At 51.5% G+C, this 25,489-nt stretch carries 25 protein-coding genes; 13 read left to right on the top strand and 12 right to left on the bottom strand.

Going from position 1 to position 25,489, the window contains the following annotated elements; translation table 11 throughout:
* The first annotated feature begins 8 nt into the window (after window positions 1-8).
* Window positions 9-839, top strand: a complete 831-nt coding sequence (locus ACHZB8_RS02070; protein ID WP_316858385.1) for a ParA family protein — start codon at window positions 9-11, stop codon at window positions 837-839.
* Between the two features lie 87 nt (window positions 840-926).
* Window positions 927-1,796: a ParB/RepB/Spo0J family partition protein gene (locus ACHZB8_RS02065; protein ID WP_316858384.1), complete on the top strand. Its 870-nt coding sequence runs from the start codon at window positions 927-929 to the stop codon at window positions 1,794-1,796.
* Window positions 1,797-1,882: 86 nt separating this feature from the next.
* Here the strand turns inward: ACHZB8_RS02065 and ACHZB8_RS02060 are convergent, their stop codons facing one another.
* The 4 genes from ACHZB8_RS02060 to leuS form a co-directional block, all read right to left on the bottom strand.
* Window positions 1,883-3,103, bottom strand: a complete 1,221-nt coding sequence (locus tag ACHZB8_RS02060) for an MFS transporter (protein ID WP_316858382.1) — start codon at window positions 3,101-3,103, stop codon at window positions 1,883-1,885.
* A gap of 274 nt (window positions 3,104-3,377) precedes the next feature.
* Window positions 3,378-4,412, bottom strand: coding sequence for a DNA polymerase III subunit delta (gene holA / locus ACHZB8_RS02055; RefSeq protein ID WP_316858380.1), 1,035 nt, complete (start codon window positions 4,410-4,412; stop codon window positions 3,378-3,380).
* A gap of 83 nt (window positions 4,413-4,495) precedes the next feature.
* Window positions 4,496-5,035, bottom strand: a complete 540-nt coding sequence (gene lptE / locus ACHZB8_RS02050) for an LPS assembly lipoprotein LptE (protein ID WP_316858378.1) — start codon at window positions 5,033-5,035, stop codon at window positions 4,496-4,498.
* On the bottom strand, window positions 5,022-7,640 hold the full coding sequence (gene leuS, locus ACHZB8_RS02045; RefSeq protein WP_316858376.1) for a leucine--tRNA ligase: 2,619 nt from the start codon (window positions 7,638-7,640) through the stop codon (window positions 5,022-5,024). Before leuS ends, lptE begins: the two co-directional genes overlap by 14 nt.
* 412 nt (window positions 7,641-8,052) lie before the next feature.
* Between leuS and ACHZB8_RS02040 the strand changes: the two genes are divergently transcribed.
* A complete protein-coding gene (locus ACHZB8_RS02040) occupies window positions 8,053-8,733 on the top strand; it encodes a YggS family pyridoxal phosphate-dependent enzyme (RefSeq protein WP_316858375.1) in 681 nt (226 codons plus the stop codon).
* 35 nt (window positions 8,734-8,768) lie between these two features.
* Here ACHZB8_RS02040 and ACHZB8_RS02035 read toward each other — a convergent pair whose 3' ends face one another.
* Entirely contained in the window at window positions 8,769-9,296 is a 528-nt protein-coding gene (locus ACHZB8_RS02035; RefSeq protein ID WP_316858374.1) for a L,D-transpeptidase family protein, read from the bottom strand.
* Between the two features lie 354 nt (window positions 9,297-9,650).
* Here ACHZB8_RS02035 and cowN point away from each other — a divergent pair, with 354 nt between their 5' ends.
* From cowN to ACHZB8_RS02000, 7 genes are all read left to right on the top strand, one after another.
* Window positions 9,651-9,947, top strand: a complete 297-nt coding sequence (gene cowN / locus ACHZB8_RS02030) for a N(2)-fixation sustaining protein CowN (protein WP_316858373.1) — start codon at window positions 9,651-9,653, stop codon at window positions 9,945-9,947.
* A gap of 276 nt (window positions 9,948-10,223) precedes the next feature.
* Entirely contained in the window at window positions 10,224-10,907 is a 684-nt protein-coding gene (locus ACHZB8_RS02025; protein WP_316858371.1) for a response regulator transcription factor, read from the top strand.
* Between the two features lie 278 nt (window positions 10,908-11,185).
* Window positions 11,186-11,698: a cyclic nucleotide-binding domain-containing protein gene (locus ACHZB8_RS02020; RefSeq protein WP_316858370.1), complete on the top strand. Its 513-nt coding sequence runs from the start codon at window positions 11,186-11,188 to the stop codon at window positions 11,696-11,698.
* 24 nt (window positions 11,699-11,722) lie between these two features.
* On the top strand, window positions 11,723-12,223 hold the full coding sequence (locus ACHZB8_RS02015; protein ID WP_316858369.1) for a GNAT family N-acetyltransferase: 501 nt from the start codon (window positions 11,723-11,725) through the stop codon (window positions 12,221-12,223).
* Between the two features lie 169 nt (window positions 12,224-12,392).
* A complete protein-coding gene (locus tag ACHZB8_RS02010) occupies window positions 12,393-12,647 on the top strand; it encodes a hypothetical protein (RefSeq protein WP_316858367.1) in 255 nt (84 codons plus the stop codon).
* Window positions 12,632-13,123 carry a helix-turn-helix domain-containing protein gene (locus ACHZB8_RS02005; protein ID WP_316858366.1) on the top strand — a complete coding sequence of 164 codons (492 nt, stop codon included), beginning with the start codon at window positions 12,632-12,634 and terminating at the stop codon, window positions 13,121-13,123. Before ACHZB8_RS02010 ends, ACHZB8_RS02005 begins: the two co-directional genes overlap by 16 nt.
* A complete protein-coding gene (locus ACHZB8_RS02000) occupies window positions 13,120-13,953 on the top strand; it encodes an alpha/beta hydrolase (protein ID WP_316858364.1) in 834 nt (277 codons plus the stop codon). Before ACHZB8_RS02005 ends, ACHZB8_RS02000 begins: the two co-directional genes overlap by 4 nt.
* A gap of 73 nt (window positions 13,954-14,026) precedes the next feature.
* On the opposite strand, the gene acs is transcribed toward ACHZB8_RS02000, so the two are convergent.
* A complete protein-coding gene (acs, locus tag ACHZB8_RS01995) occupies window positions 14,027-15,967 on the bottom strand; it encodes an acetate--CoA ligase (RefSeq protein ID WP_316858363.1) in 1,941 nt (646 codons plus the stop codon).
* Between the two features lie 462 nt (window positions 15,968-16,429).
* Window positions 16,430-17,494: an ornithine cyclodeaminase gene (locus tag ACHZB8_RS01990; RefSeq protein ID WP_316858360.1), complete on the bottom strand. Its 1,065-nt coding sequence runs from the start codon at window positions 17,492-17,494 to the stop codon at window positions 16,430-16,432.
* 202 nt (window positions 17,495-17,696) lie between these two features.
* On the opposite strand from ACHZB8_RS01990, the gene ACHZB8_RS01985 reads away from it, so the two are divergent.
* Complete coding sequence (locus tag ACHZB8_RS01985) at window positions 17,697-18,134, top strand: Lrp/AsnC family transcriptional regulator (protein WP_316858358.1); 438 nt, start codon at window positions 17,697-17,699, stop codon at window positions 18,132-18,134.
* Between the two features lie 130 nt (window positions 18,135-18,264).
* On the opposite strand, the gene ACHZB8_RS01980 is transcribed toward ACHZB8_RS01985, so the two are convergent.
* From ACHZB8_RS01980 to ACHZB8_RS01960, 5 genes are all read right to left on the bottom strand, one after another.
* Entirely contained in the window at window positions 18,265-19,428 is a 1,164-nt protein-coding gene (locus ACHZB8_RS01980) for an alpha-D-ribose 1-methylphosphonate 5-triphosphate diphosphatase (protein WP_316858357.1), read from the bottom strand.
* A gap of 112 nt (window positions 19,429-19,540) precedes the next feature.
* Window positions 19,541-20,263, bottom strand: coding sequence for a GntR family transcriptional regulator (locus tag ACHZB8_RS01975; RefSeq protein ID WP_316858356.1), 723 nt, complete (start codon window positions 20,261-20,263; stop codon window positions 19,541-19,543).
* Between the two features lie 349 nt (window positions 20,264-20,612).
* Window positions 20,613-21,239 carry a cytochrome b/b6 domain-containing protein gene (locus tag ACHZB8_RS01970; RefSeq protein ID WP_316858354.1) on the bottom strand — a complete coding sequence of 209 codons (627 nt, stop codon included), beginning with the start codon at window positions 21,237-21,239 and terminating at the stop codon, window positions 20,613-20,615.
* 98 nt (window positions 21,240-21,337) lie between these two features.
* Window positions 21,338-21,790, bottom strand: a complete 453-nt coding sequence (locus ACHZB8_RS01965) for a cytochrome c (RefSeq protein WP_316858352.1) — start codon at window positions 21,788-21,790, stop codon at window positions 21,338-21,340.
* Window positions 21,791-22,091: 301 nt separating this feature from the next.
* Window positions 22,092-23,186 (bottom strand): saccharopine dehydrogenase, encoded by a 1,095-nt coding sequence (locus ACHZB8_RS01960; RefSeq protein ID WP_316858351.1) that lies wholly within the window; start codon window positions 23,184-23,186, stop codon window positions 22,092-22,094.
* 370 nt (window positions 23,187-23,556) lie between these two features.
* Between ACHZB8_RS01960 and ACHZB8_RS01955 the strand changes: the two genes are divergently transcribed.
* Together ACHZB8_RS01955 and ACHZB8_RS01950 are read left to right on the top strand one after the other, a co-directional pair.
* Complete coding sequence (locus ACHZB8_RS01955; protein WP_316858350.1) at window positions 23,557-24,741, top strand: GGDEF domain-containing protein; 1,185 nt, start codon at window positions 23,557-23,559, stop codon at window positions 24,739-24,741.
* Window positions 24,742-24,779: 38 nt separating this feature from the next.
* Window positions 24,780-25,415, top strand: a complete 636-nt coding sequence (locus ACHZB8_RS01950; protein WP_316858349.1) for an HAD family hydrolase — start codon at window positions 24,780-24,782, stop codon at window positions 25,413-25,415.
* Window positions 25,416-25,489 lie beyond the last annotated feature (74 nt).

Raw genomic sequence — 25,489 nt, 5'->3', positions numbered from 1 at the left:
GCTATTTTATGAGTTCACTGCCAGAATCTCCCCGCGTTCTTACCCTTGCCAACCAGAAGGGTGGAGTGGGAAAAACAACGACAGCTATCAATTTGGGAACCGCGTTGGCGGCGATTGGTGAAACCGTTCTGATCGTTGATGTGGATCCGCAAGGTAACGCCAGTACGGGTCTGGGTATTGATCGTCAATCTCGCAAGATTTCAACGTCGGATCTTTTGCTCAATGAAGCAACATTGATGGAAGCAGCGATTCCCACCGCGGTGCCGCGGCTCTCTGTTGCTGCCTCGACAATGGATCTTCTGGGTCTTGAACAGGAGATCTCGGGGGAAAAGGATCGTGCCTATCGGTTACGACGCGTGATCGAAAAGCATGGTGAATTGCGGGACAAAATCCCGGAAGACAAACGCTTCACCTACATCCTGATCGATTGCCCGCCGTCTCTGAACCTCTTGACCATCAATGCAATGGCGGCAGCGCATTCCATTCTGGTTCCCTTGCAGTGCGAGTTTTTCGCGCTTGAAGGTTTGACGCAGCTTATTCAGACGGTCAATCAGGTAAAAGGTGCCCTCAATCCGGACTTGTCAATTCATGGGATTGTGATGACCATGTATGATAGCCGGAATAATCTCTCGAATCAGGTGGTGGAAGATGTGAGAGAGCATATGGGGGAAAAGGTTTACGAGACAATCATCCCTCGAAACGTGCGTGTGTCGGAAGCGCCGTCTTATGGCAAGCCAGCGCTTTTGTATGATCTGAAATGTTCGGGCAGTCAGGCCTATCTGAAGCTTGCGTCCGAGATTATTCAACGTGAGAAGAAACTGCGAAACAAGGCTGCCTGATCGGGCAGTTGGTCTTGGGGCTACATAAAAGAGGGAAGCTGAACCTGTCCATTTGGGTCAGATTGGCAGGTTGGCTGGAATGCGGAAATGACAAAAAAACCTGGTGATGGAAAACGCTTGGGGCGCGGTTTGGCCGCTCTGATCGGTGATATGGATAATGAAGCGCAAGCCGTAGATCGGGCTCGATCCCAGCGCCGTATTCCAATTGAATTTCTTCGTCCCAACCCAAGAAACCCTCGTCAGGATTTTGCTCAGGTTGATCTTGAAGATCTGACAAGATCGGTCAAGGAAAAGGGTATCATGCAGCCAATCCTCTGTCGTCCGGTGGCCGGCGAGGATGATTCCTATGAAATCATAGCCGGTGAACGTCGCTGGCGCGCCGCTCAAGGTGCCGGGCTGCACGAAGTTCCTGTTCTCATTCATGATGTCAATGACAAGGAAGCGCTTGAGCTTGCCATCATCGAAAACGTTCAGCGCGCTGATTTGAACGCTTTGGAAGAGGCTCTTGGTTATGATCAGCTGATTGCCGAGTTCGACTATACGCAGGCTGAGCTGGCCGATGTGATTGGCAAGAGCCGTTCGCATGTTGCCAACACCTTGCGTCTTCTGAAACTGCCCGAAAGCATCAAGGATTATCTGAAAAAGGGCGAGTTGACTGCCGGTCACGCTCGGGCCTTGATTACTGCTGAAAATCCCGAAGAACTGGCTCGACGGATCGTTGAGGACGGAATGACCGTTCGTGACGCGGAAAAAGCCGGGCAGGAAAAGGACAAGGATAAGAAGGAGCCCAAGGCGAAAAAGGAAAAAGACGCCGATACCGTGGCTCTGGAAAAACGCCTGACGGACCGTCTGGGCTGGAACGTGTTTATCTCGCCGAAGAAAAAGGGTGGTGAACTCAAGATCCAGTATAAATCTCTGGAACAGCTGGATGCGATCATTGCTATCCTTGAAAGCTGATATCAGTCTTCAAACCTTGAACAATAGTCATCGGGAAGCGATCATGGGGGCCATCTGGCTCCCTTTTCATTTGTCGTCTTGCTGGGTTATGCGCCTTTGTTTGCACGAATGAGGGGGATAAGCGCGAGAAAGCAAATCAGGGCTGCGAAGCCGAAGACGCCTGCCGGGTGGTAGTATCTGTGGTGATCTTTTGTGAAGAGATAAAAGACCTGGGTCATGATGAGGGGGCTGAAAATCGTTGTGAGACTCATCACACTGCTGATGGCACCTTGCAGCTGTCCTTGATGGGTATCTGCCGTTCGTTGGGTCAAAAGGGCCTGAATGGCGGGCATGGTTAGCCCGCCAAGGGCGGAGAAGGGCAGGAAGAGATAGACAATCCACCCCTCGGATATGAACAAAAAGGTGATCATGATCAAGGCCGTTGATAGAATTCCAAAGACGGCTATGGCTGTTTCGCTCATTCTTCTAAGCAAAAAGCCAATAACGAAAATCTGTGTCAAAGCGTGGAAGAATCCGAAAATTGCCAAGGTGAAACCGACCTGACGACTGCCCCACTGGAAGGCTTCGCGGGTATAGAAAGGCCAGACAGATACATAGCTGTGATCGGCCATGTTGAACAGGAAGAAGGCCAATAGAAGCAGTCCTACGGCAGGTGCTTTCATTGATGTCAGGATGGCGTCGAATGGGTGCAGGCCGCGGAGTGTAAAAGATCGTCTTCTGCCTGCTGCCAGGCTTTCGGGAAGGATGAACAGGCCATAGAAGAAATTCAGTAAAACAAGGGCAAAGGCTGCGAAGAATGGCACGCGCACACCATATTCAGCCAACAGCCCACCTATCAGCGGACCGGCGACAAAGCCGGCACCAAAGCTGGCACCAAGAAGACCAAAATTCTTGGTGCGCTGTTTACCGGTTGAAATGTCTGTCATGAAGGCAGATACGGTGGCAGGTGTTGCCCCAAAGATACCGGCAATCAGTCGTCCTGCAAAAAGGATCGACAGGCTACCGGCGAAGCCAAGGATCAGATAGTCAATGGCGAGCGCTGCCAGTGAAATCAGCAATACCGGCCGGCGGCCAATACTGTCCGACAGGTTTCCCAGAATGGGAGCGAAGATGAATTGCATTGCTGCATAGACAAAGGTGAGATACCCGCCATATGTGGCCGCTTCACTTATGTTGGTATGTGTCAGATTCTGGAGCAGTTCAGGAATGATCGGTGAAATGATACCGATTCCCACTGCGTCGAGAAAGACGGTCATGAGGGCAAAATAGGCCGCGTGGTCAGTGACTTTATTATTGGAATGAGGCATTCAATTGCTCGCAAGCCAATGCTCTATTGTGCTTGTTCCGATTATTGACAAAAGGCGAAGGTCCAGATCTGGATCAAGTGACAATCCAATTCATTTAAGACCCAAGGGGTGAGTGTATTCATTCAAGGTCGTATGCGCGGTTGATTCACGTGAAACGACTTGTCCAAAAAGATCAGGTTCCTTGCAGTGCTTGTCATCAGTTGACGGATGTAACGGCAGTGAATGACAGGCTTTGGCACGGCAATTTGGCGCGTTTTTCAAACATATGCGACGGTTACTGATTGCTTCTCTGGGCCGTTGCAGCGATCATCAGAAGGGTTTCCGAAACCACGGTTGCAGATAAATGATAGTGTTTTCGGCTGTTGGATTGGCTTTTGAGCAAAAGCTCGCAGGCGCGAGATGCTTTGTTTGTTGACCATTTGCGCAGCTGATTTTGAACGAGCGGCTTGCGTTTGAAATGCAGCATCGGAGCCGCCTTGTCGAGGGCAGCTTGCGGGGCCAAGCCTTTGTCCATCAGATTGAGACAACGCTCCAATATCTGAAAATGCCTGAGGGCTGCAAGCGCAATAACCGATGGATGTTGCCCGGTTCCAAGGATCTGTTCCAATCGCCGATCCAGCTCTCCGGTTTGTCCAAGAGCCGCCGCGTCGATGATCATGTCTATTTGCTGGTTGGATGCATCACCGACGATATCTTCAATATGCTGAACGGATATGTCTTTGTCATTCAAGGCATAAAGGCAGAGTTTCTGAACCTCTGCACGGGATGCCATTCTGTCGGCACCCAGATTGTCGAGTAGCAGATTTCTCGCATCTCGGGATATCGAGAGACCGGCGAGGGTGATTTCTTCGTCAATGATGCCATTGAGCGCTTCACGAGCGTCCATATAGCAGGGCAGGGCAACTGCGCTTGACGATTTTTCAATCGATTTTCGCAAGGGGGAGGTTTTTTTCAAGTCTCCGGCGCGAATGATGATGAATGAGTCTTTGGGTGGTGTGGAGAGAACCGGCTCCAGTGCTGGCTGGATTGACTTGCTGCCGCTCATCTGGATGGTGATGACCCGGCTGCCTCCAAAAAGGGCAATGGTATTGGCTTCATCTGCCAGACGAAGAGGATCGGCTGCAAGTTCCGTGGAATCCATACGAATCGTGGCAAAGGGGTCGCTATTGTTCCGCAGATAGATGCGGGCCAGACGTTCGGCGCGTTCGGAGACCAGGCCAGTATCTTGCCCGTAAATCAGTATCACTCTATGGGAAAAGTTGGGTTTATGCAGATAGGCATCAACCATATTGGCTTTGATTTGTGCCATCGTCACATCCCTTGATTAAGCTCCTGAGCTGCCCTTCGGGCCGAGTTGGAAGGCTACCGATCAAATAGCGGTAGCCTCCATTTTCAGATGCCTGATGCCAGGAATGCGGAAAGGCGAAGCTCAATGTCATTGGCGACCTGGGCAGCAGCGCGATTCTCAGCGTCAATTTCAGCCCGATCATTTGTGAAGAGCTGGGTGCTTTTTGCGTAAGTCGCGGTGAAGAAGCTTGAACCCTTGGTGACAATGGTATTGTTGGAAAGGCGGACCAGTCGATATGTGGTGGTCAGGCTGACACGCCGTGATTTGGCAAGGCCCGTACCGCTCTCAATCGACAGATTGGTGCTGGACGATCTGGTTTTCATAAGCAGCTTGTAGGCCGGGATGCCCGCTTCACCACCACCTGTAAAAGCAAAGATCAGATTGTTGCGAATTTCCTGATCAACGCGATTCTTGGCCGGTTCAATCTCGATGGTCGACAGGGCTTCACTGAGCGTTTGGCCGGTTGTCGTATTTGTTGAATAGAGGGGCCTGACCTGACAGGCAGACAGCGCCGTCAGTCCCAGCCCCAGGCAAAAAGCCAGTGCAATTTTCTTTGACAGATGGAATCGACTAAACAACAACATTGACAATCCTTTTCGGCACGACAATGACCTTGCGAGGTGCTTTGCCATCCAGCGCCTTGATAACAGGTTCAGATGCCAGTACGGCCTTCTCAATTGTATCTTTATCTGCGTCGGCGGCAACGGTTATTTCACCACGCTTCTTGCCATTGATCTGGATGGGAAGCATGATTGTGTCTTCCGTCAACAGTGCAGGGTCGGCTTGCGGCCAGGGCTGGGTAGAAACCAGTCCTTCTTTACCGATCTGGTTCCAGCATTCTTCGGCCAGATGCGGCATCATTGGTGAACACATCAGGAGGAGCAGTTGCATGGCTTCGTCAAGTGCAAAGGCGAGGGAAGAATCTTTTTCAAGATTTTCCTTTTTAGCAATTCCAGCAATTGAGTTAACCAGTTGATATATTTGTGCAACAGCTCTGTTGAAGCCGAGGTTCTCGATGTTGGATTCAACGGTTGCCAGTGTCTTGTGTGCGTCTTTGCGCAAGGACAGGGCCTGATCGGAGAAACTGTCCGGTTTGGCAATTGATGCCGAACCGAGGAAGTCCGAGACATCGAGTGCCAGACGCCAAATGCGCTGGATAAAGCGATGTGCTCCTTCGGCGCCAGCTTCGGTCCAGATGACGTCGCGTTCCGGAGGGCTGTCAGAGAGCATGAACCAACGAGCGGTATCTGCACCATAGGTTTCGATGATGTCTGTGGGGTCCACAGTGTTCTTCTTGGACTTGGACATTTTTTCGATCGAGCCAATGGTGATCGTTTCGCCGGTTTCCTTGTGAGTGGCGGCGCGTTTGCCGTCTTTCTCGATGATGGTGATTTCCATCGGAGACACCCAGCGGCCGTCTTCACCCTTGTATGTTTCATGGACGACCATGCCCTGAGTGAAGAGGCCCTTGAACGGTTCCTTGACGGTCATATGGCCAGTTTCGCACATCGCACGGGCAAAGAAGCGGGAATAGAGCAGATGCAGAATAGCATGCTCGATACCGCCGATATACTGATCGACCGGCAACCATTCATCGACCGCCTTCTTGTCGGTCGGTTCGGCATTGCGTGGCGCGGTGAAGCGGGCAAAATACCAGGAGCTGTCCACGAAGGTGTCCATGGTGTCCGTTTCACGCCGGGCTGGCTTGCCGCATTTGGGACATGTACAGTTGCGCCAGGTGGGATGACGATCCAGCGGGTTGCCCGGTTTGTCGAAATTGATGTCGTCGGGCAGCTTGATTGGCAGATTCTCTTTTTTCTCGGGAACCACGCCACAATCATCGCAATGGACCATGGGGATCGGGCAGCCCCAATAGCGCTGACGGGAAATGCCCCAGTCACGCAAGCGATATTGGGTGACCCATTCGCATTGCGGCTTGCCTTCGATCATCACCTCGCCGAGCTTGGCAGCGACTGCGGCCTTGGCGTCCTCGATGCCCATGCCGTCGAGGAATTGCGAGTTGAAGATGGTTCCTTCCCCGGTATAGGCTTCGTCAGCGATTTCGAAGCTGTCTGCGTCTTCGCCGGTTGGCAATACGACAGGGGTAACCTTGAGGCCATATTTACGGGCAAAATCAAGGTCACGCTGATCGTGGCCCGGGCAGGCAAAGATGGCGCCGGTGCCGTAATCCATCAGAATGAAGTTGGCGACATAAACGGGCAGTTCAATTTCCGGATCAAGCGGATGGGTTACTTTCAGGCCAGTGTCGAAGCCGATTTTCTCGGCCTTTTGAACTTCTTCTGCGGATGTGCCGGTCTGGTGGCACTTCTTGACAAAGTCCTGAAGATCCTTGTTGTCTGCTGCAAGAGCTTTTGTCAGAGGATGGTCGGCAGACAGGCCCATGAAGGAAGCGCCAAACAGCGTGTCCGGGCGCGTTGTGAAGACCTCGATTTCTGAATGATCGTGACTTGCCTCTGTCAACTGGAAGCGAATCTTGGCACCGCCGGATTTGCCGATCCAGTTCTGCTGCATCAGGCGAACCTTGTCGGGCCAACGGGTAAGATTGTCGATCTCGTTTAGCAGATCTTCGGCAAAATCGGTGATCTTGAAGAACCACTGCGTCAACTCGCGCTGTTCCACTTCAGCACCGGAACGCCAGCCTTTGCCGTCGATCACCTGCTCGTTGGCAAGAACCGTCTGATCGACCGGATCCCAGTTGACCTTGGCGTTTTTGCGATAGGCCAGACCCTTCTCGACGAAGTCGAGGAACAGCATCTGCTGTCTGTGATAATATTCGACATCACAGGTGGCAAATTCCCGATCCCAATCCAGCGACAGGCCCATCAGTTTCAGTTGGGCGCGCATGGATGCGATATTGTCGTAGGTCCAGTCCTTTGGATGAATCTTGTTTTGCATGGCTGCGTTTTCAGCCGGCATGCCGAACGCGTCCCAACCCATGGGATGCAGCACATTGAAGCCTTTGGCGCGTTTGAACCGGGCTACAACATCGCCCATGGTGTAGTTGCGGACATGACCGATATGAATGCGACCAGACGGATAAGGGAACATCTCCAGGACATAGTATTTTGGTCGTGGGTCGTCGTTGTTCGTCTTGAAGATTTCCTGGTTGTCCCAGGTCTGTTGCCAGCGAATTTCCGCTTCGCGCGCGTTGTAGCGTTCATTAGCCATGGATGCTTGCCAATGCCTCATATCGGGATCCTTGCCGGGCAATCATGTGATCGTTCCGGATGATCCATTCTTTGTATTATGCGCATTCTTTTCAAAATGTCTGGTTTCTTGCAAAAGGATGCGCCCTCAGTCAACTTCAGGCCCGACCATCAACAGAATTCATACCTTGCGTCAAGCCCTTTACGCCCAGATAAGGCTTTGAAGTGGTTCAATCTTGCGATGTAGCATCGTTGCGGCTAATTTATCGTGCATAATGCCGGGAAATTAGCGAATAAAGTGTCTAGACCGGTGAACAACTGCTCCATATGATATGGCAGGTTGGAGTGCTGTATCCATCGGGCAAAAAGCATGTTTTCATCGCCGTTTCTGTAGGCAGTGGCGGGCATGCTGTAGAGAGGTTTTGAAAAACAAGATGAATATATCGTCCCATTTGGCGCAAGTGCAAGAAGCCATTGCGGAGTGCGAAAAGGAAGCCGAACGGGAGGAGGGAAGCGTTTCACTAATCGCTGTTTCAAAAACCTTCGATGCCGATGTTATTCGAAAAGCGTTGGAAACCGGTCACCGGGTTTTCGGTGAAAACAAGGTGCAGGAAGCCAAGAACAAGTGGCCCGAGTTGCGCGAGGATTTTCAGGATGTTGAATTGCATCTGATCGGGCCATTGCAGTCTAACAAGGCCAAGGATGCCGTGGCGCTGTTTGACGTGATTCATACGATCGATCGCAAGAAGATCGCACGTGCCATCCGTGTCGAGATGGAAAAGCAAAGCAAGACACTTGAATTGTTTGTGCAAATCAACACCGGAGCCGAACCGCAAAAGGCTGGTGTTCTGCCAGATGAGGCGGATGATTTCATCGGTTTCTGTCAGGTGGAGTTGGGTCTGGTGATCCGCGGCTTGATGTGTATTCCGCCGGTGGATGAAGAACCGAAGGTTCATTTCAAGCTGCTCAGAAAAATCGCCAAGCGCAACAATATTCGCGAATTGTCGATGGGCATGAGTTCAGATTACAAGGATGCGATCAAGCAGGGCGCGACCTATGTTCGGGTTGGCAGCGCAATCTTTGGTGATCGGAAGAAAAAGCAACAAGAGCAATAAGTCGCGTTATCAGGCCTTCGGTCCGTATTTTGCGCTTATTGAGCAATTTCCATCATGGTTCTATCCGAGAGATGCTTCAGCAAAAGCTTGAGATTGGCTTTTGACAAGGCGATGCAGCCTTCGGTCGGAGTGTAGTTTTCTCGGGCGACATGCATGAAAATGGCGCTGCCCCGGTCCTTTATACGCGATGTGATATTGATATCGAGAACGATGACCAGGTCATAAAGGGAATCATCGCGCCACATGATTTCGTGCGAAGCTTCAAAGGGTCGGCGCACCAGACGGTTATAGCTTGGATGTCTGCTGTCATCACACCAGCCCATGTCGGGTCTTAAGGGGTGAAAGGCAAGTGTCGAGCGAGGTCTTGCCTCCCGATCCGGACGATAGAAGCCGTACAGGGCGCGCGTCCTGATCACCGGTGTTGCGCCATTGCCTTCCTTTTTGAAAATGCTTATGCCGCTGCGGCCCAATGCGCAAGGGAAGCGATAGGACCCGCACACTATAAGGCCCTTTGTTTGACATCCCGGTTTGGCGCGGATCGAGATTTTTTCAACTGATGACATGATGTTTCCATCTTTGTTTGGGGCGGCCATTGTCGCAAGTGGAACCAAAGCCATTGTCAAAATGTCGCTCTTTTCGAGGGTTTGTAAAGAGCGCCGCTTTCTATCATGCTGCGATTTGGTATCCTTCGTCCATTGAGAATGGAGGAGAAATGCCGCATTCTCCCTGTTTTTGCCTCTATTCCTTTCATCACTCTTACAGAATTGGAGAGAGCGGCACTTGTTTTGCATGTTGACATTCAGGCCAATCGATCAAGCAGTTACCAGATTTCATCTTGAATTCAGAGCTTCATTGAAAAGGTGGATTTGCAGCCTCATCAAGGAGTCAGGTCTGGTCGGATTGCAAAGGAGTGAGAAATGGAAAATGGACAAGTGCCGGATCGCTATGTCAGTTTTGTGGGCATTGAGTGCGACAGGAATGCAGAGCGGATCGTGGAATTTATTGAGCGGCTGGCAACGGGTGCCGCAAAGGAAAATGCCTATTGGCAGCAATTTCTGACAAAAATCGAGAAGAGTCGTGCCGGGGACGTCAAAACCGGAGATGCGCTGTTTCTTGTTCATTCCCATATCAATCTGATCCGGGATCTGTTTGAGGAGTATGATGACAAGGAGGCGATGGCTTTGCTGGAAAAGGTCGAGATCGAATGCTGCTAGGTCTTGGCCAGATATCAGGACTTTCGATCTTCGACTTTCATTTTTCGATCTCGAGCAGCAACCCGCCATCAAGGAAATTTGTGCCAGTTTTCTATCCGAACACGGGTCGCTGACGGTGTCGTGATTGGAAGTGATGTAAAAATCGTTTAGGTTGTTCGTATGAGCGAGATCTTGGGGCTGGCTAATCGGTATTTCTAAACATATATATTTGTCAGGCAAAATCGCTGCTTTGCTCATTTGCCTGATTAGGTGGTTCGGCAAAACCGGGAACGAAGAATGACTGCTAGAAAAATACTGCTCGTTGATGATGATTCCGAATTGCGGGAAGCGTTGATTGAACAGCTCTCCCTTTATGAAGAATTTGAAATTGTTTGGGAAGAATGTGCCGCCAAGGCCATTCAAACCGCTCGATCAGATCATTTTGACTTGCTGATCATGGATGTCGGATTGCCGGATATGGATGGCCGCGAAGCGGTGAAACTGCTGCGCAAGGGTGACTTCAAGGTGCCGATCATCATGCTGACCGGTCATGATACAGACTCAGACACCATTCTGGGACTGGAGGCGGGCGCGAATGACTATGTTTCCAAACCCTTTCGCTTTGCTGTGTTGCTCGCGCGTATCAGGGCGCAATTGCGCCAGCATGAAAATAGCGAGGATGCGACCTTTTCCATCGGACGTTTCACCTTCAAGCCGGCTTCGAAGCTTCTTTCCGATGAGGAGGGCGGCAAGGTTCGCCTGACGGAGAAGGAAACCTCGATTCTCAAATATCTGTATCGCTCTGGCGACAAGCCGGTCAGCCGGGACGTGCTTCTGCATGAGGTTTGGGGCTACAATTCCGGGGTGACAACCCATACGCTGGAAACCCATATCTATCGGTTGCGACAGAAGATCGAGAAAAATCCCTCCAATGCCGAATTGCTGATCACCGAGGCAGGCGGTTACAAGCTTGTTCCCTGAGGGATCGCATGAACGGCTTTGCGCCAGATCTGATCTCCTGCCAGGGGTGATGCGGCTTGACATGGCATATGTTTCAGCGGCTATAGTGACGATGCCCTCAAGCATTGATTTGCTAAATGAGTGTATGGGCTCGCAAGGTCTTTATTTCTCTTTTGCATAAGTCTTTGCGACACTGGTCGATAGGGTTTCATCGGCCTAATATGGGCCAGTTTCACGCTTGATGTGTTTATACGGTGTGAGAACTCTTTCGAAAACAAGCCCGGGATTGGTGCCTATCCATGAGTCTGACAACCGACATCGATCTTCTCAGAAAAGTGTCCTTTTTTTCCGAATTCAATGATGATCAGCTGCGCTTGCTGGCATTCGGAGCCGAATCCCGGATGTATCGTGCCAAGCAGGTGATATTTCGCCAGGGTGATCTGGCTGATTCGGGTTTTGTCATCACTCAAGGGCAAGTGCGCATGACAATCTCGGAAAACGGATTTGATCAGCATAGCCAGATATTGGGCGTGGGGAGCCTCATGGGCGAAATGGCGCTCATGGCGGAAATCCGCCGCTCAGCGATGGCAACCGCAATTGAAGATGTCAAGGTCATCCAGATTCGTCGGGTGACCTTTCGGCGGGTCATGGATGAATATCCCGACCTTGCTGTCAGGATTCATGACCGTTTGGCCGTTCGGCTAACGGCTCTGGTTGAGGATCTCGATTCCATTCAGAGCCGTCTGGACAAGGTTCCTTCAGAACCGCTGTCTCTGGAAGAGATTGCCGAATTCATCAAGCGTGAGGGTTAGGCTGATTGGGTAGGAAGGGCCGTTATGGCAATGTCTTTTTGCTTAAGATCTGCAACTGTTCGCGATATGGATGCCTTGACCGAGCTTAGCAGGCTTTCCTTTGCTGCCGGACTTGTGGCGGATTATGACCCCCATATCCTTGCGGAAGCTCTGCCTTTTGTGAGCCAGATCTCTGAAAGCCTCGTTCAGTCCGGACAACTTTATGTGGCTGAAGGTGAAAAAGGGCGTCTTGTCGGAGCTGGAGGCTGGAGCCGGGATTATCATGGCTTGCCACCGGTTCCGGGTGTCGGTCACATTCGGCAATTTGTGGTGCATCCCGATCATATGAGACAGGGAATCGGGCGCGTCCTGTTTCAGCGCTGTCTTGAAGAAGCGGATGATATTCTTCAGTTTGATAGTCAGGCCTCTCTTTCCGCCATCGCCTTTTATAGCTCTCTTGGCTTTGAAAGCATCAAGGAGGACAAGGTTATCCTGCCAAATGGAATTGAATTCCCAACCTGTTTGATGCGTTTTGACAGGTATTGATATTTCCTTGTTTTGATTGAATGCATGGTGGGATAGGTGACTTGGTCACATGGACCGGGTGGCTCATTTGTAAAGGATCGGGCAAATATTCAGGATTGTCAAAGATGCCTGACCGCATTTTGCTCGTAACCCGCTTGATCGTCAGACTTTTTCTGCTCTGGCCATACTGTTGTTTGATCTGCCTTTCTGTTTTGGCTATGGCAATCCCCTGTCTTTTATCAATCCAGGCTATAGCTGGATCGAGAATATCTGGCTGTCATTGTTGCCCCTGATGTTTGTCGGGCTGCTGATTGGTTGGCGCTTTGAAAAATTCGGGGGCTATTTGGCGGTCATACCAGCGCTATGGGAGCATCGGGGGGCTGAGATTTTGCCGCATGACTCCCTTTTGGTTTTTGCTGGAAATGCCATTTGCCTTGCGTCATAGCTTTTCCAATCTCGGGTCAGTTTTGTTGCAAGGTTCAAAAAATGTACTCAGTTTCAGATGTTGCATCGCTGGTGCAGAGGCATCCAAAGACGGTTTTGCGGCATATTCATACCGGTCAACTCAAAGCGGATCGAGTTGGGCGCACCTGGCAGATTTCTCGCGATGCGTTGCGTTCCTATACCCATGCAGAATTGGCAGGCGCATCTCAAGATCGTTTTGATGCTGCACTGGATGAAAAAATGCAGACATCAGCGCAGATTGTTCTTCGGAAAGGCGATTGCCCCGATGGTGAGAGGCTGATTGCCAGTATTACTGCGTTGCTTAATAGCCATCGGGAAGAGGAAAACCGGTCTGACATGCGTGTTGATTTTGAGCAGGGGTCTGGAGATTGCCGCATATTACTCCATGGAAGCCCGTCTTTCTTGGCAGTGGTTTTTGCTTCACTAGATGCCTTTGTGAAAGGGCGAGACGTATGAGTGTTTTTCGGTCCGAAGAGTCCGCGGCAAAAATCAGCCAATTTGTTGAAATGCGCTATGAGCAATCGGGTTTGGCTCGTCGAGTAGTGAAGACGTCTTTTGGCCCGACCCATTTGCTTGAGGCGGGACGTGAGACCGCGCCTGTGGTGATTTTGTTGCATGGGTCTTCGAGCAACGGTATGGCCTGGTTGGGCGATATCGCCCTCCTATCTGCGCAATTCAGGGTGATTGTGCCTGATATGCCCGGCGAGCCTGGTTTGTCTGTCGATCGAAGGCTGTCTTTTGCGAGAGGCGAGCCACAGGATTGGCTCGCTGAGGTCATGGCAACATGCGAGGTTCATCGTGCTGCGCTGGTGGGGAATTCGCTCGGTGGCTGGCTGGCTTTGCATTTTGCAGCCCGAAATTCTGAACGCGTATCGGCCTTGGCTCTAATTGCACCTTCGGGGCTTTGTCCACCGCGTGCAGGCTTTCTGTTCAAGGCCATGTTCTGGATGCTATTTGGCGCCTTCGGGATTGACCGGATTAACAAGTTGGTTTTCGGTGATGTTGCTATCCCGAAAGATGTTACGCTGTTCTCCCATTTGGTTGCCCGTGGTTTCAAGCCGATGATGGAGGCATTGCCATTATTGGGTGATGAGGATCTGGAACAGATAAAAAAGCTACCGACGTTATATATCGCCGGATTGCATGATGCGTTGTTGAATAGTGAGCTTTCAGCCAAGCGGCTTGAGGGACAAGCTGTTATCGATGTTCGTCCCGATCAGGGGCATGTCATTATGGATGCTGGCAGGCAAGTTGAGGAATTTCTGTTAGGGGCTTTGATCAAGTAGTTAAAATGTAAGACCTTTTCGTGCCCTCGCTTGAGGTACAAGCGAGGGCAGTTTTGGTTTGGTTTCTGGGTTCTTATCGATTCTGACGATTGTCAATCAGATCTTCCACCACGGTTGGGTCCGCAAGGGTGGAGGTGTCGCCAAGTGAAGCGAAATCATCTTCTGCGATCTTGCGCAGAATACGGCGCATGATCTTGCCGGAGCGGGTTTTTGGCAGGCCCGGCGCAAACTGGATGAGGTCCGGTGAGGCAATAGGGCCAATTTCATGGCGAACCCAATCGCGCAACTCCTTGCGCAATTCTTCAGATTCCTCTTCGCCTTCCATCAGGGTGACATAGACATAGATGCCCTGACCCTTGATGTCATGGGGATAGCCCACCACAGCAGCTTCGGAGACCTTTTCATGCGCGACAAGAGCGCTTTCAACTTCGGCGGTGCCCATTCGGTGGCCGGAGACGTTGATCACGTCATCGACGCGGCCAGTGATCCAGTAATAGCCGTCGGCATCGCGACGAGCACCGTCACCGGTGAAGTAGTAGCCCTTGAAGGTCTCGAAATAGGTTGAGACGAAACGATCATGGTCGCCATAGACGGTGCGCATCTGGCCCGGCCAGCTGTCGGCGATGCAGAGCACGCCTTCACATTGGGTCTCAAGGATTTCATTGCCCATATTGTCGAGCATGACCGGCTGGACGCCAAAGAAGGGGCGCGTTGCCGAGCCGGGCTTGAGGTTTGTTGCACCGGGCAATGGGGTGATCAGAATGCCGCCGGTTTCCGTCTGCCACCAGGTGTCGACGATCGGGCAGCGTTTGTTGCCGACCACTTCGTAATACCATTTCCAGGCTTCCGGGTTGATGGGCTCACCAACCGAACCCAGAATGCGCAGCGAAGAAAGATCAGCTTTTTCAACATGCTCGGTACCGGCGCCCATCAGAGAGCGGATCGCTGTCGGAGCCGTGTAGAAGATATTGACCTTGTGCTTTTCGCACACATCCCAGAAGCGGGACGGGGATGGATAGGTCGGTACACCCTCGAACATCAGCGTTGTTGCACCGTTGGCAAGGGGGCCATAAACGATATAGGAATGGCCCGTGACCCAACCCACATCGGCGGTGCACCAGTAGACATCGCCATCATGATAGTCAAAGACATATTGATGGGTCATGGAGGCGTAAACCAGATAACCACCTGTGGTGTGAACCACTCCCTTGGGCTTGCCGGTCGAGCCGGAGGTGTAAAGGATGAAAAGGGGATCTTCCGCATTCATCGCTTCTGGCTGGCAGTCGGTGGCTGCCTGTTCGATCATGTCGTGATACCAGTAATCACGGCCCTCGATGATTGGAATGTCGCCACCGGTCCGGCGGACCACCAGAGTCTTGATGTCATGCTCAACTTTTTCCAGCGCCGCATCCACGTTGGTCTTGAGCGGAACCTTGCGGCCGCCGCGCAGGCCCTGATCTGCGGTAACCACCAGTTTGGCTTCCGAGCCATTGATACGGTCTGCCAGAGCGTCTGGCGAAAAACCGCCGAAAACGATGGAATGGATTGCGCCAATCCGGGCACAGGCCAGCATGGCATAAGCTGCTTCCGGAATCATCGGAAGATAAAGAATGACCCGATCACCCTTGCTGACACCCATGTCCTTATAGGCATTTGCCAGTTTGCAAACCCGTTCGTAGAGCTGGCGGTAGGTGATATGTTCATGCTCGGACGGATCATCGCCTTCCCAGATGATGGCGGTCTGGTCGCCGCGGCTTTCCAGATGGCGGTCGATGCAATTGGCGGCGACATTGAGCTCGCCATCTTCAAACCATTTGATGGAAACATTGTGATAATCGTAGGATGTATCTTTTACCTTGGTGAAAGGTTTGATCCAGTCAACGCGTTTGCCGTGTTCTGCCCAGAAGCCTTCCGGATCCTCCACGGATTGCTTGTACATGGCAAGATATTTGTCATTGTCGATCAAGGCATGTGATGCCACATCCGTCGGCACGGGATAGACGTTCTCCGACATGCGTTCCTCCCAGAACTAGTGCAATTCAAATGCACATCCCCCTCATGGTCGCTTTGCGGCGCAGCGATGTGCACTAAGTATTTTCGCGCCTATTATGCTTAGCGGATAGCAAAGCGTCTAGCGGAGCGATATTGCTCTTTGGTATGTAATAAGAAGATAAAAGGGATAAAACGCGGTGGTTTAGTGATGCTACATTACACTAACGAATTAGAAATCGGAAATTGATCCCTATATGCTGGTACAATTTCGTGTAACAGTGTTTTTCTATTTCCTTTAATTCTTGGTAGGTTTCTATGGCTTTCGATTATTATTTATACGAAGGAATGAGTATTTAGGCTTTTGTCTAAATTACGGATTGCTGATGGAACACAAAAAAAAACCCAGATATCTGGCGGGAATCTCACCAAATATCAGGGTTTTCTCGTGTTACTCGGATCTTCGGAAAATCGTCAGGACAGTATATCAGAGGCTTGGCTGTTTGGCGGCGCGGCGCACCATGCCATAAAGATCCCGTGGCTCATCAGGGTCCGCGAGCATGTCGAGATTCTCAAAAAAGTCCGTGTCCTTGATGACGTCATAGATATAGCGCAGGGCTGAAAAATCCTCGATGGCGAAGCCGACGGAATCAAAGAGCGTAATCTGACTATCGGAGGTGCGGCCCTGTTCCTGTCCGGTTATGACGTGCCAGAGCTCCTTGACCGGATGATTTTCATCGAGCTGCTGAATTTCACCTTCGATGCGGGTTTGTGGTGGATATTCGACAAAGATGTCAGAGCGCAGGAGAATGTCCTTGTGCAATTCTGTCTTGCCGGGGCAGTCGCCGCCAATGGCGTTGATATGCTGGCCCGTTCCAACCATATTGTCTGTCAGAATCGTGGCATATTGCTTGTCGGCCGTGCAGGTGGTGATGATGTCCGCGCCGGATACGCATTCCTGATGGCTGTTTGTCCTGATGACCTTCAGGCCGGAATCCTGCAAGTTGAACACGGCCTTGTCGGTGGCTATCGGGTCGATGTCGAACAGACGCACCGTGTCGATGTTGCAAATGCGCTTGAAGGCCAGAGCCTGAAATTCACATTGCGCTCCGTTACCGATCATTGCCATGGTGCGGGCATGTTTCGGTGCGAGATATTTGGCGGCAAGGGCTGATGTGGCAGCCGTGCGCAGGGCGGTCAGAATCGTCATCTCTGTCAAGAGTGCAGGATATCCGGTATCGACATCGGCCAGAAGTCCGAAAGCGGTAACGGTCTGCAAACCGTCCTTGGTGTTTTTGGGATGGCCGTTGACATATTTGAAGCCATAGGTTTCGCCGTCACTTGTCGGCATCAGCTCGATCACCCCTTCTTTGGAGTGAGAGGCAAGGCGTGGGGTCTTGTCAAAGCTCTCCCATCGCTTGAAGTCGCTTTCGATCTGCGCAGCGATACCTTCAATGGCGTCTTCCACGCCAATGGACAGGATCAGCTTCATCATGTTGTCGACGCTGACAAAAGGGACGAGATTGAGATGTTCTTTTCTGGGTGCGGGCATGATGAACAATCCTGATAGGCTTCTGGTCTTTTGTGATCGCGTTGTTTCATTCACCGTGATCAGTCGGATTGGAATCAGAATATAGGTGAGAAGAACCAGACAAAATGGCAAAAGTCTTCAAGTTTGAGCAAGATTTTGATAAATTTTGAAGTGGAGATTGTACAAATCGCCAAATAGCAAGGATTTTTCAGGAAGGGCGGACATGCAGCAAGGCAAACATGTTTTTGATCAGCTGGATCGGGATTTGATTTCCCTTTTGAGAAATGACGGGCGAGCGCCCTTGTCAAAACTGGCCGATATCCTGCGTGTTTCGCGCGGAACGGTGCAGAACAGGCTTGATCGGCTGCTTGAATCCGGTGCGATTCTTGGATTTACGGTTCGCGTTCGCGAGGATTATGAACTGGATGGCATCAAGGCGATCATGCTGGTCGAGGTTGTCGGCAAATCGACATCGCAGGTGATCCGCAAGCTCAGAGGGATACCCGAATTGCACACCGTTCACACGACAAATGGGGCCTGGGATCTGGTTGCCGAGATTCAGGCCGCCTCCTTGTCCGATTTTGATCGGGTCTTGAGAGAGGTTCGCCTGATCGACGGGGTTCTGAACAGTGAGACAAGCCTTCTGCTCAGTACCATTTGATTTCCTTGCAACAGGGAAATCTCCAATTGTCTCCCGTCTGCTTTTTGTCCAATCGCAGCAGAGGCCCGGAGAGGCCTGCCTTTAATTTGGGGCTCGGCTTTGCTGCGATCGGACCATGCCGGTTCTTGCCTCAGATCGTGGCGAGAGAAAATGGCCCTTCGGAATAGACCGGTTTGCCTTCAACAAAGGTTGCTTTGACATGGCCTACGCCACTGTCATCGGCGATGACAAGATCGGCGCGCTTGTCGATGGCGATTTCGCCGCGGTCTGTCAGGCCCATTGCAATGGCCGGATTGACGGACGCCAGGCGGGTTGCTCCGGGCAGGCCTTCAGGGTTGCTTTTGGCAAGGATCAGGATGGCGGGCAGCATCGAGGAGGGGTGATAGTCGGCCATGAGAATGTCAAGCAAGCCTTCGTCATGGGCTTGGCGGACGGAAAGATTCCCAGAATAGCTCTGTCCCCTCAGTGCGTTGGGCGCACCCATGGCGTTCATCAGCCCAAGCGCATGGGCGGCGTGGGCAGCGTCGGTCGTAACCGGGAATTCGCTGATGGACGCGCCGACCTCATTCATCAGTTCCACTTTCTCGATGGTATCATCGTCATGACTCGCAAGGGGAATGGCCGCCTTGTGGCAGGTTTGGGCGATGGAGCGAATGGTCGCCAAGGTGTCACCGGCCCCTTCGGTATAGGAGCGGATCCGTTCGGTCACATAGGCTTCGGCTTCTTCTCTGTCCATGCCCTTTTTTTGCCCAGACTTGATCAGGCGTTCGATATCGCGAAACTGGCCCTGACCCGGTGTGTGGTCTGTGAGGGAGACAAGATCGATGGTGCCATCAGCAATGAGCTCTTCGATAACCGACATGGCGTTGGGAAAATTGACCTCAAATCGGGCATGCACCCTGTGATCAACGGCCAGCTTGTTCCGCATTTCTCTGAGAGCATGCAGCATGCGTTTGGAATGTTCGTAGCTGCGCAAGCGGCCATCAGACATGGCGGGATTAAAGGCGACGGAAGCATAGGCGGTGGTGATGCCAGACATCTTGAGTCGGCGATCCAGATCCCGGATTCCAAGTTCAAATGGCATGGTGACCTGAGGGCGCGGTTCCACTTCCTGTTCGATCATGTCGCCGTGCAGATCGATCAAGCCGGGCATGAGCAAGAGGCCATGGCCATCGATATCGGGATTGGAAACCGGGCTTCTTGAAATCTCGAGAATCTTTCCATCCATGATTTTAATGGCGCCATGGTCGAGAATTTCATTGGCCAATATAACGCGAAAATTACTAAGCCACATAACGGTTTGTTCCTTTATAGCAGCAGGGAGGGCAAAGTGTTTGGCAGGCTCCTTTGCAAGGAGCCGATAAAATGAGGAAGGTGAGTTTTGTTATTTGGAAGGTTGAAGGCGTTCAGCTTTCGGTATTCTCAAAGCTGAAACGAACGCGTCTGGCAGCCCAGATATGTTCGGCATAGCCAATCGGTTCGCCATCGGAGGTGCCGTCGATTTTTTCCTGTTCAATGACAGGGCTGTCCATGGTTTGGTTCAGAAGGCGCGCTTCCCATTTTTCCGGCATTCTGGCCGAAAGCGTGGTTTCGCGCCTCACATAATCCTCTATGCCATAGCTGCGATAGATTTCAGTGATTGACTGGCCGTGCTGGCGTTTTTCACTCATGGCCGGGAAGCGCACTGCGCAATACCAGCCACAACTGATGCTGATTGGAACGTCATTGGCCAAACCGCGGTGGATGTGTCGGGTTACCGGCATTCCGCTCTCGATTTTGAGAATGTTTGCCACATGCTCAGGTGCCGGTATGATTTCAGCCTTTATCGTTTCGTTGCGGGGCGCAAGGCCCTGAGATCTCAAAATGTCGCTGAAACGGGTGCGACGCCCGATCTGATAGATGACGTGTGGTGGTTCGGTAACAAGGGCCTCGCGCCCCTGAGCGATGGAGACTCTGCCTTCGGCAGACAGGGCGGAGAGGGCTTTTCTCACCGAATGGCGTCCCACACCGACAATTTGAGACAGCTCAGGTTCGCTTGGCAAGGCGTCACCAATGGATAACTCGCCTTTGTTGATGCGCTCGATCAGCCAATTGCGCGCCACTTCCCAGTTTCTGTTACCATTTTTCAAAGTGTTTGCCTTTTCTTCGATTGAGATCAACTCATTCGGATGAGTGAGTGAGCCCAAGAATTTGGATCGCAAAGAGTCCTTTAAAGTTGACGCGAGCATAGAATGGGAGTGTCTCAGATTTGTGACATTCGAATAAAAGAAACTCATTCGAATGAGTGTTGAGCAGTTCAGAGTCGGGAAAAGAGGGGGGCGGGAGAAGACAGGGTAGCGAAAAGGCGGCAGATGAGGAGGAGAAGAGAAAGGTGTCCGGTCAAGGCATCGGATGTGAAAAGGCCCCGAATTCGTGCTGTGTGCAAAGAGCCGGGGCCTGTTGGCGGCAAGTCGATAGTGTTGGCTGAAACGGAGACGGTCAGGCCTTGTCTGACTTTTTGACCCATTTCCAACCGGTGATCATGGGCGTGATCAGGTTTTCACGTTTCCAGACCTTGTAGAAGGCAATGGCCGCGATATGAATGACAACCATCAGCAGGATCAGTTTTGCGACAATGGCATGGATGCGGTTGGCCATGACCGAATTGTCATAACCGACATAGCTTGCCAAGGGGCCAACATTGACAAAGTCGTCCGGATCAGCGGTGAGCCCTGTTGCAACTTGGGCTATGAGCAGGCCGAGCAAGGCAAAGGCGGCAAGCGCCCCAACAGGATTGTGGCCGCGCCAGTAGCTTGGTTCGCGACGGAACATTTTCGCAGCATAGCCGAGCGTCGTTTTCGGGCCATAGATGAAGTGAATGAAACGTGCCGCTTTTGGGCCTACCAGGCCCCAGACAAGCCGGAAAACAAGCAAGGCACAAATGGCATAACCGAAATAGAAATGAAGCGTCATGATATCCGGGCCGAATTCACCCAGGCCCCAGGCCGCAACGACACAGAGGAACAACAACCAGTGAAAGGCTCGTAGAGCCGGGTCCCACAGACGGACATGTTCGAGTGTCTTATCCTCTTCAGGGTCTTGCGAGATTGGGGATCTGTCAGTCATGGCAAAAACTCGTTTTCAAGAGAAAATCCAGGGGGGAGAAAGGCAACTTTGAAAAAAACGGAGAGCCGGGACAGGAAAACCCGGCTCTCTTTTCTAGATTATTTGGTGCGATAGCTGTCGTGACAGCCTTTGCAAGACATGCCAACCATGCCAAGGGCTTTGCCCAATTCAGCAGCGCCTTTGCCAGCTTCTGCCTGAATGGTCATGGCGGCTTCAGCAAATTTGGCACCAGCAGCACCAACGCCCGGGAAATCTTCCCAGATTTTGGCGCTCGCCCGAGTCACGCCGGGCATGTCGCTTGAAGAGGTGCCTTCAAGGAACAGGAAGCCGATATTGTTTTTGGAAAGCGTAGCCAGGTTGTCGGCATGCATCTGGGCTGTCTTGGCATCATAGTCAATCTGACCCTTTGCCATTGCTGACAGGGCGCCCATATTGGCACCAAGCAGTTTGTAGTGGCCCTGACGAGCCGCGATTGCATCTTCTTTTGGTCCCGCAAGGGACGGGGCTGCGAGCAGTGACAAAGCGATTGTTGCTAAAGCAAGTTTGCGCATGATCTGGTCCTCATAAACATGGTTGATCTGGTTTCCAAGAGATTTTCAACGTCCAACGATACTAGCATCAGATATAATACGTATTGGATGAAATTTGTTCATCTGTGCAATGAATTTTCCGTGAGCATCGCCGGAAATTGCGTCGTCGTCTTATGAGTAAAAGGGTAATTTCTATTTTGCGAAAGTAAAGGCGGAGGGGATTGGACATTAGTTTGTTGGAGCCGTTCTAGAATACAAAAAGGGCGCGGTTTTTTGCCGCGCCCTGTGAAATCTACGATGTATTTCGGCTTATGAGCTGATGCTACAGCCCCGCCTTTTCACGAATTGTCGTGAACTTGGCTTCGGCGTTTTTCCATGCCACGCCATTGGGGAATGCCAAAAGAGGCTTAATGAACTGATCAGAGAATTCTTCCGCGGCCTGCATTGGCAACAGGGAAGGCAAATTGTCGATGCTTGTCACTTCCACCGCGTCTCCTGAGCCATTTTGACAAACTTCAATCACCGGCTCCGTCCAGCTTGTCGGTTCGCTATAGATTGGCAGTGGATTGAAATCGGAAAATGGATCGCAGGAAACGTCCGAGATCACTTTCATTTGGCTGCCTTGTGCCGCGAGGTGGCTTTTATTTGCCAGCAATAAGCCAGGGCCAAACATCAACACGCAATTGACCATCAGATCATGGGCGAGCAAAGCCTGCCTGTCCAGAAGTCTGGTTTCCTCGATATCCCACTTGGTGACCTGCATGCCGATGGCTTCAAGGCATTCGGTGGCCCCTGTTCCAGAGCGACCCTTTGCGCCGATCACGATTGCTGTTGGCAGAGCACCTTCCTTTTCCGCAGCAAGGGCCTTGAGTTTGTCGATGATTACCTGCTGGCTTTCGAACGGTGAAACCCCCTTGGTGATTTCATCGCGGCCAGCTCTGCGTTCGAGCAAGCGATGTGCCCCCAAGGCAGCACCCATCCAACCAGCCCAGTAGCCGAATGCTGCAACGCGGCGGCCCTGCTCATTGGTAAGGAACTCGATGTCGTAGAGCATTCCGCCACCATTGACAAAGCGGGCCATCTCCTTTTGCCAACCCGTCTGGTCCTTGTAGATATGCGCGAAATGAATCATGCGGTGACGCAGTTCGGTCGGTGTTTCAGCGAGTTCCTTGAGCCCCAGAATGACGGTTTGTTCAGGAGCATCAACCCAGGATCGGGACTCGGCCAGCGCGCAGCCAACGGCCTCATAGGCAGAATCTTCGAACACGCGTTTGTTGCTTTTTTCAACGGTAACGGAGAAACCCGCATCAATCAGCACTTTGGCATTTTTAGGCGTAAGGGCGGTGCGGCGTTCTGTGCCGCGGTCTTCATCGCGCAGCCAGATATGCTCTTTTTGTGTTGTCGGATTGGGTGACATCCATGGTCTCCGTAGTTTTGGGCTTGATGCTTGTTATTTCAACTTGCTGCACCACATCGATCTTGTTGAGTGCCAGATTAGCGTTTTGTGTAGAAAAAGATAGGGGCGTCATGGCGATGAAATGTCAAATGTCCATGCCAATTTTTCATGGTAGGGGAATCTGTGTGAGGTTTGATCCCGTCTTACAGAAACGGACAGTAATTGTTATATTTAACTAGTATAAAAGAAAGGTTTTTGAATGATTTAGCCCATTTTATGGCTATCTATTATGACTCTTTTCATGCTTTGTCGGTAACCTTCTTTTTGGCGAGGAATGGTTATGCTTAATGCTCTGGACATCACTACAATTTATTTTTGTCTGTTCTTGTCAATGTTCATTTCAGCAGTGACCATGATTTTCGTCTGGTTGGGCAATTTCAAGGAAAAAGCCGCCGGTTACTGGTCGTTGACCTATGTTCTGGCCGTTATCGCGTCTGTCATTTTGGCGAATCTGGACGCCCTGGGTCCGCAGGCCGTGGCGATCAGCACCACATTTTCGATCAGTGCCTATATGTTCAGCTGGGCCGGATTTCGCGCTTTCAATGGCCAATCGGTTTCCATAAAAAGTGTTATTGTCGTTCCCACTCTTTATCTGATTGTTGTGGTTCCTGTTTTGGACTACTACGCCCATTATAATCTGAATGTCGCCATGCAATCTCTTGTGGTTGCTGCGATCGCTCTTGTCAGCGCGTTCTATCTTGTTACCAATCCGCGCAATCGCGGTCTTTCAATGGTCTATCCGGCGGCTGTCATGCTGGTTGTCCATGGTGCTTTTCGCCTGACGCTGATCTATTTCATCTTTTCAATGCCGGCTACCATGGTGGATGGCCGGTTGGAAGTGGGTTGGTGGAAATTCTATCTGCTCGAGAGTTTCCTGAGCACGATCATGATCATGATCGGCATGATCGTCTTGATCAAGGATCGGGTGGAACAAAGATATAAAATCGCTTCCGAAACGGATATGTTGACCGGAATTGCCAATCGCCGTGCTTTTGTGAATAAGGCCGAGCAAAGGCTGAACGATGCCTCCGAGGAGACGACACTGGCGATTTTCGACATTGATTTCTTCAAGAAGATCAATGATACGTTCGGCCATGCCGGAGGCGACCAAATCCTGATCGACTTTGCAAAACTGGTGCGCAAGGCGTTGCCTCGTGATGCGTTGTTCGGGCGGATGGGTGGCGAGGAATTTGCAGTTCTGTTGTCTGGCCGATGTGCCGATCATGAGAGCATCCTTGAGAGAGTAAGACATACAATCGCCGTGACATCCTTTTCCTATAACGACATGCCCATCACTCTGACAACGAGTGCGGGTTTCGCGTCTGTGAAAATCGCAGGCGATACGTTTGACCAGCTGTTTACGGCGGCCGATTGTGCGCTGTATCTTGCCAAGAGGAACGGGCGCAACAAAGTCATGGTGTTTGTCCCAAGCCTGCGGATCAGAGAATTGCTTGATGAAGAGAGACTTCTTTATGGCGATCTGCCCGATCCACGTCTTGCGGTCAGCGCTGTTTGAGTCGCCTTTGATTTATCAACTGTGATCAGGATCTTCTGATGACTTCGATCTTTTTCGATCTCGATGGGACGTTGACCGATCCCAAAACCGGCATTGTCGGATCCGTGCAATATGCCTTGAACAAACTGGGAATCGACGATATCCCCGAGGATCTTGACTGGGTGATCGGTCCTCCCTTGCAGGAAAGTGCCGCAAAGCTGGCAGGGGACGCGCGCAAGGATGAGCTGGTTGCTGCTTATCGCGAGCGTTATTCAAGGGATGGGCTTTTTGAAAACTCGGTCTATAACGGTATTCCCGACATGCTGGAAGAGCTGCAAAAAGCCGGGAATGCTCTTTTTGTCGCAACATCCAAGCCTCATCCGTTTGCCAACCAGATTCTGGAGCATTTCGATCTGTCCCGATATTTCGTGAAGGTTTTTGGAGCCGAGCTTGATGGCACGCGTTCGAACAAGGCCGAGCTTTTGGCCCACGCTCTTGATGTCAGCGGATCCGATGCCCGCTCTTCGATCATGGTTGGGGATCGCAAGCATGACATTTTGGGAGCCAAGGCGAACGGAATGAAGAGCGTCGGAGTGCTCTGGGGCTATGGCGGTGAGGACGAATTGCGCGAAGCCGGGGCAGATGAAATAGCCAGTATTATCGGGTCGCTGCCGTCGCTTTTTTCTTCCATGTGATCTGCTTCTGATCGATGACAGTCTGAAAAATGTCGAGCAGGTCAGGGCACTGGGTTGGGAGGTTTTTCATTTCA

Origin of the sequence: uncultured Cohaesibacter sp., assembly GCF_963556055.3 — a bacterium.
Classification (GTDB): Bacteria; Pseudomonadota; Alphaproteobacteria; order Rhizobiales; family Cohaesibacteraceae; genus Cohaesibacter.
The sequence above is the reverse complement of the archived record's forward strand: the minus strand, read 5'-3'. Positions and strand labels throughout refer to the sequence as shown.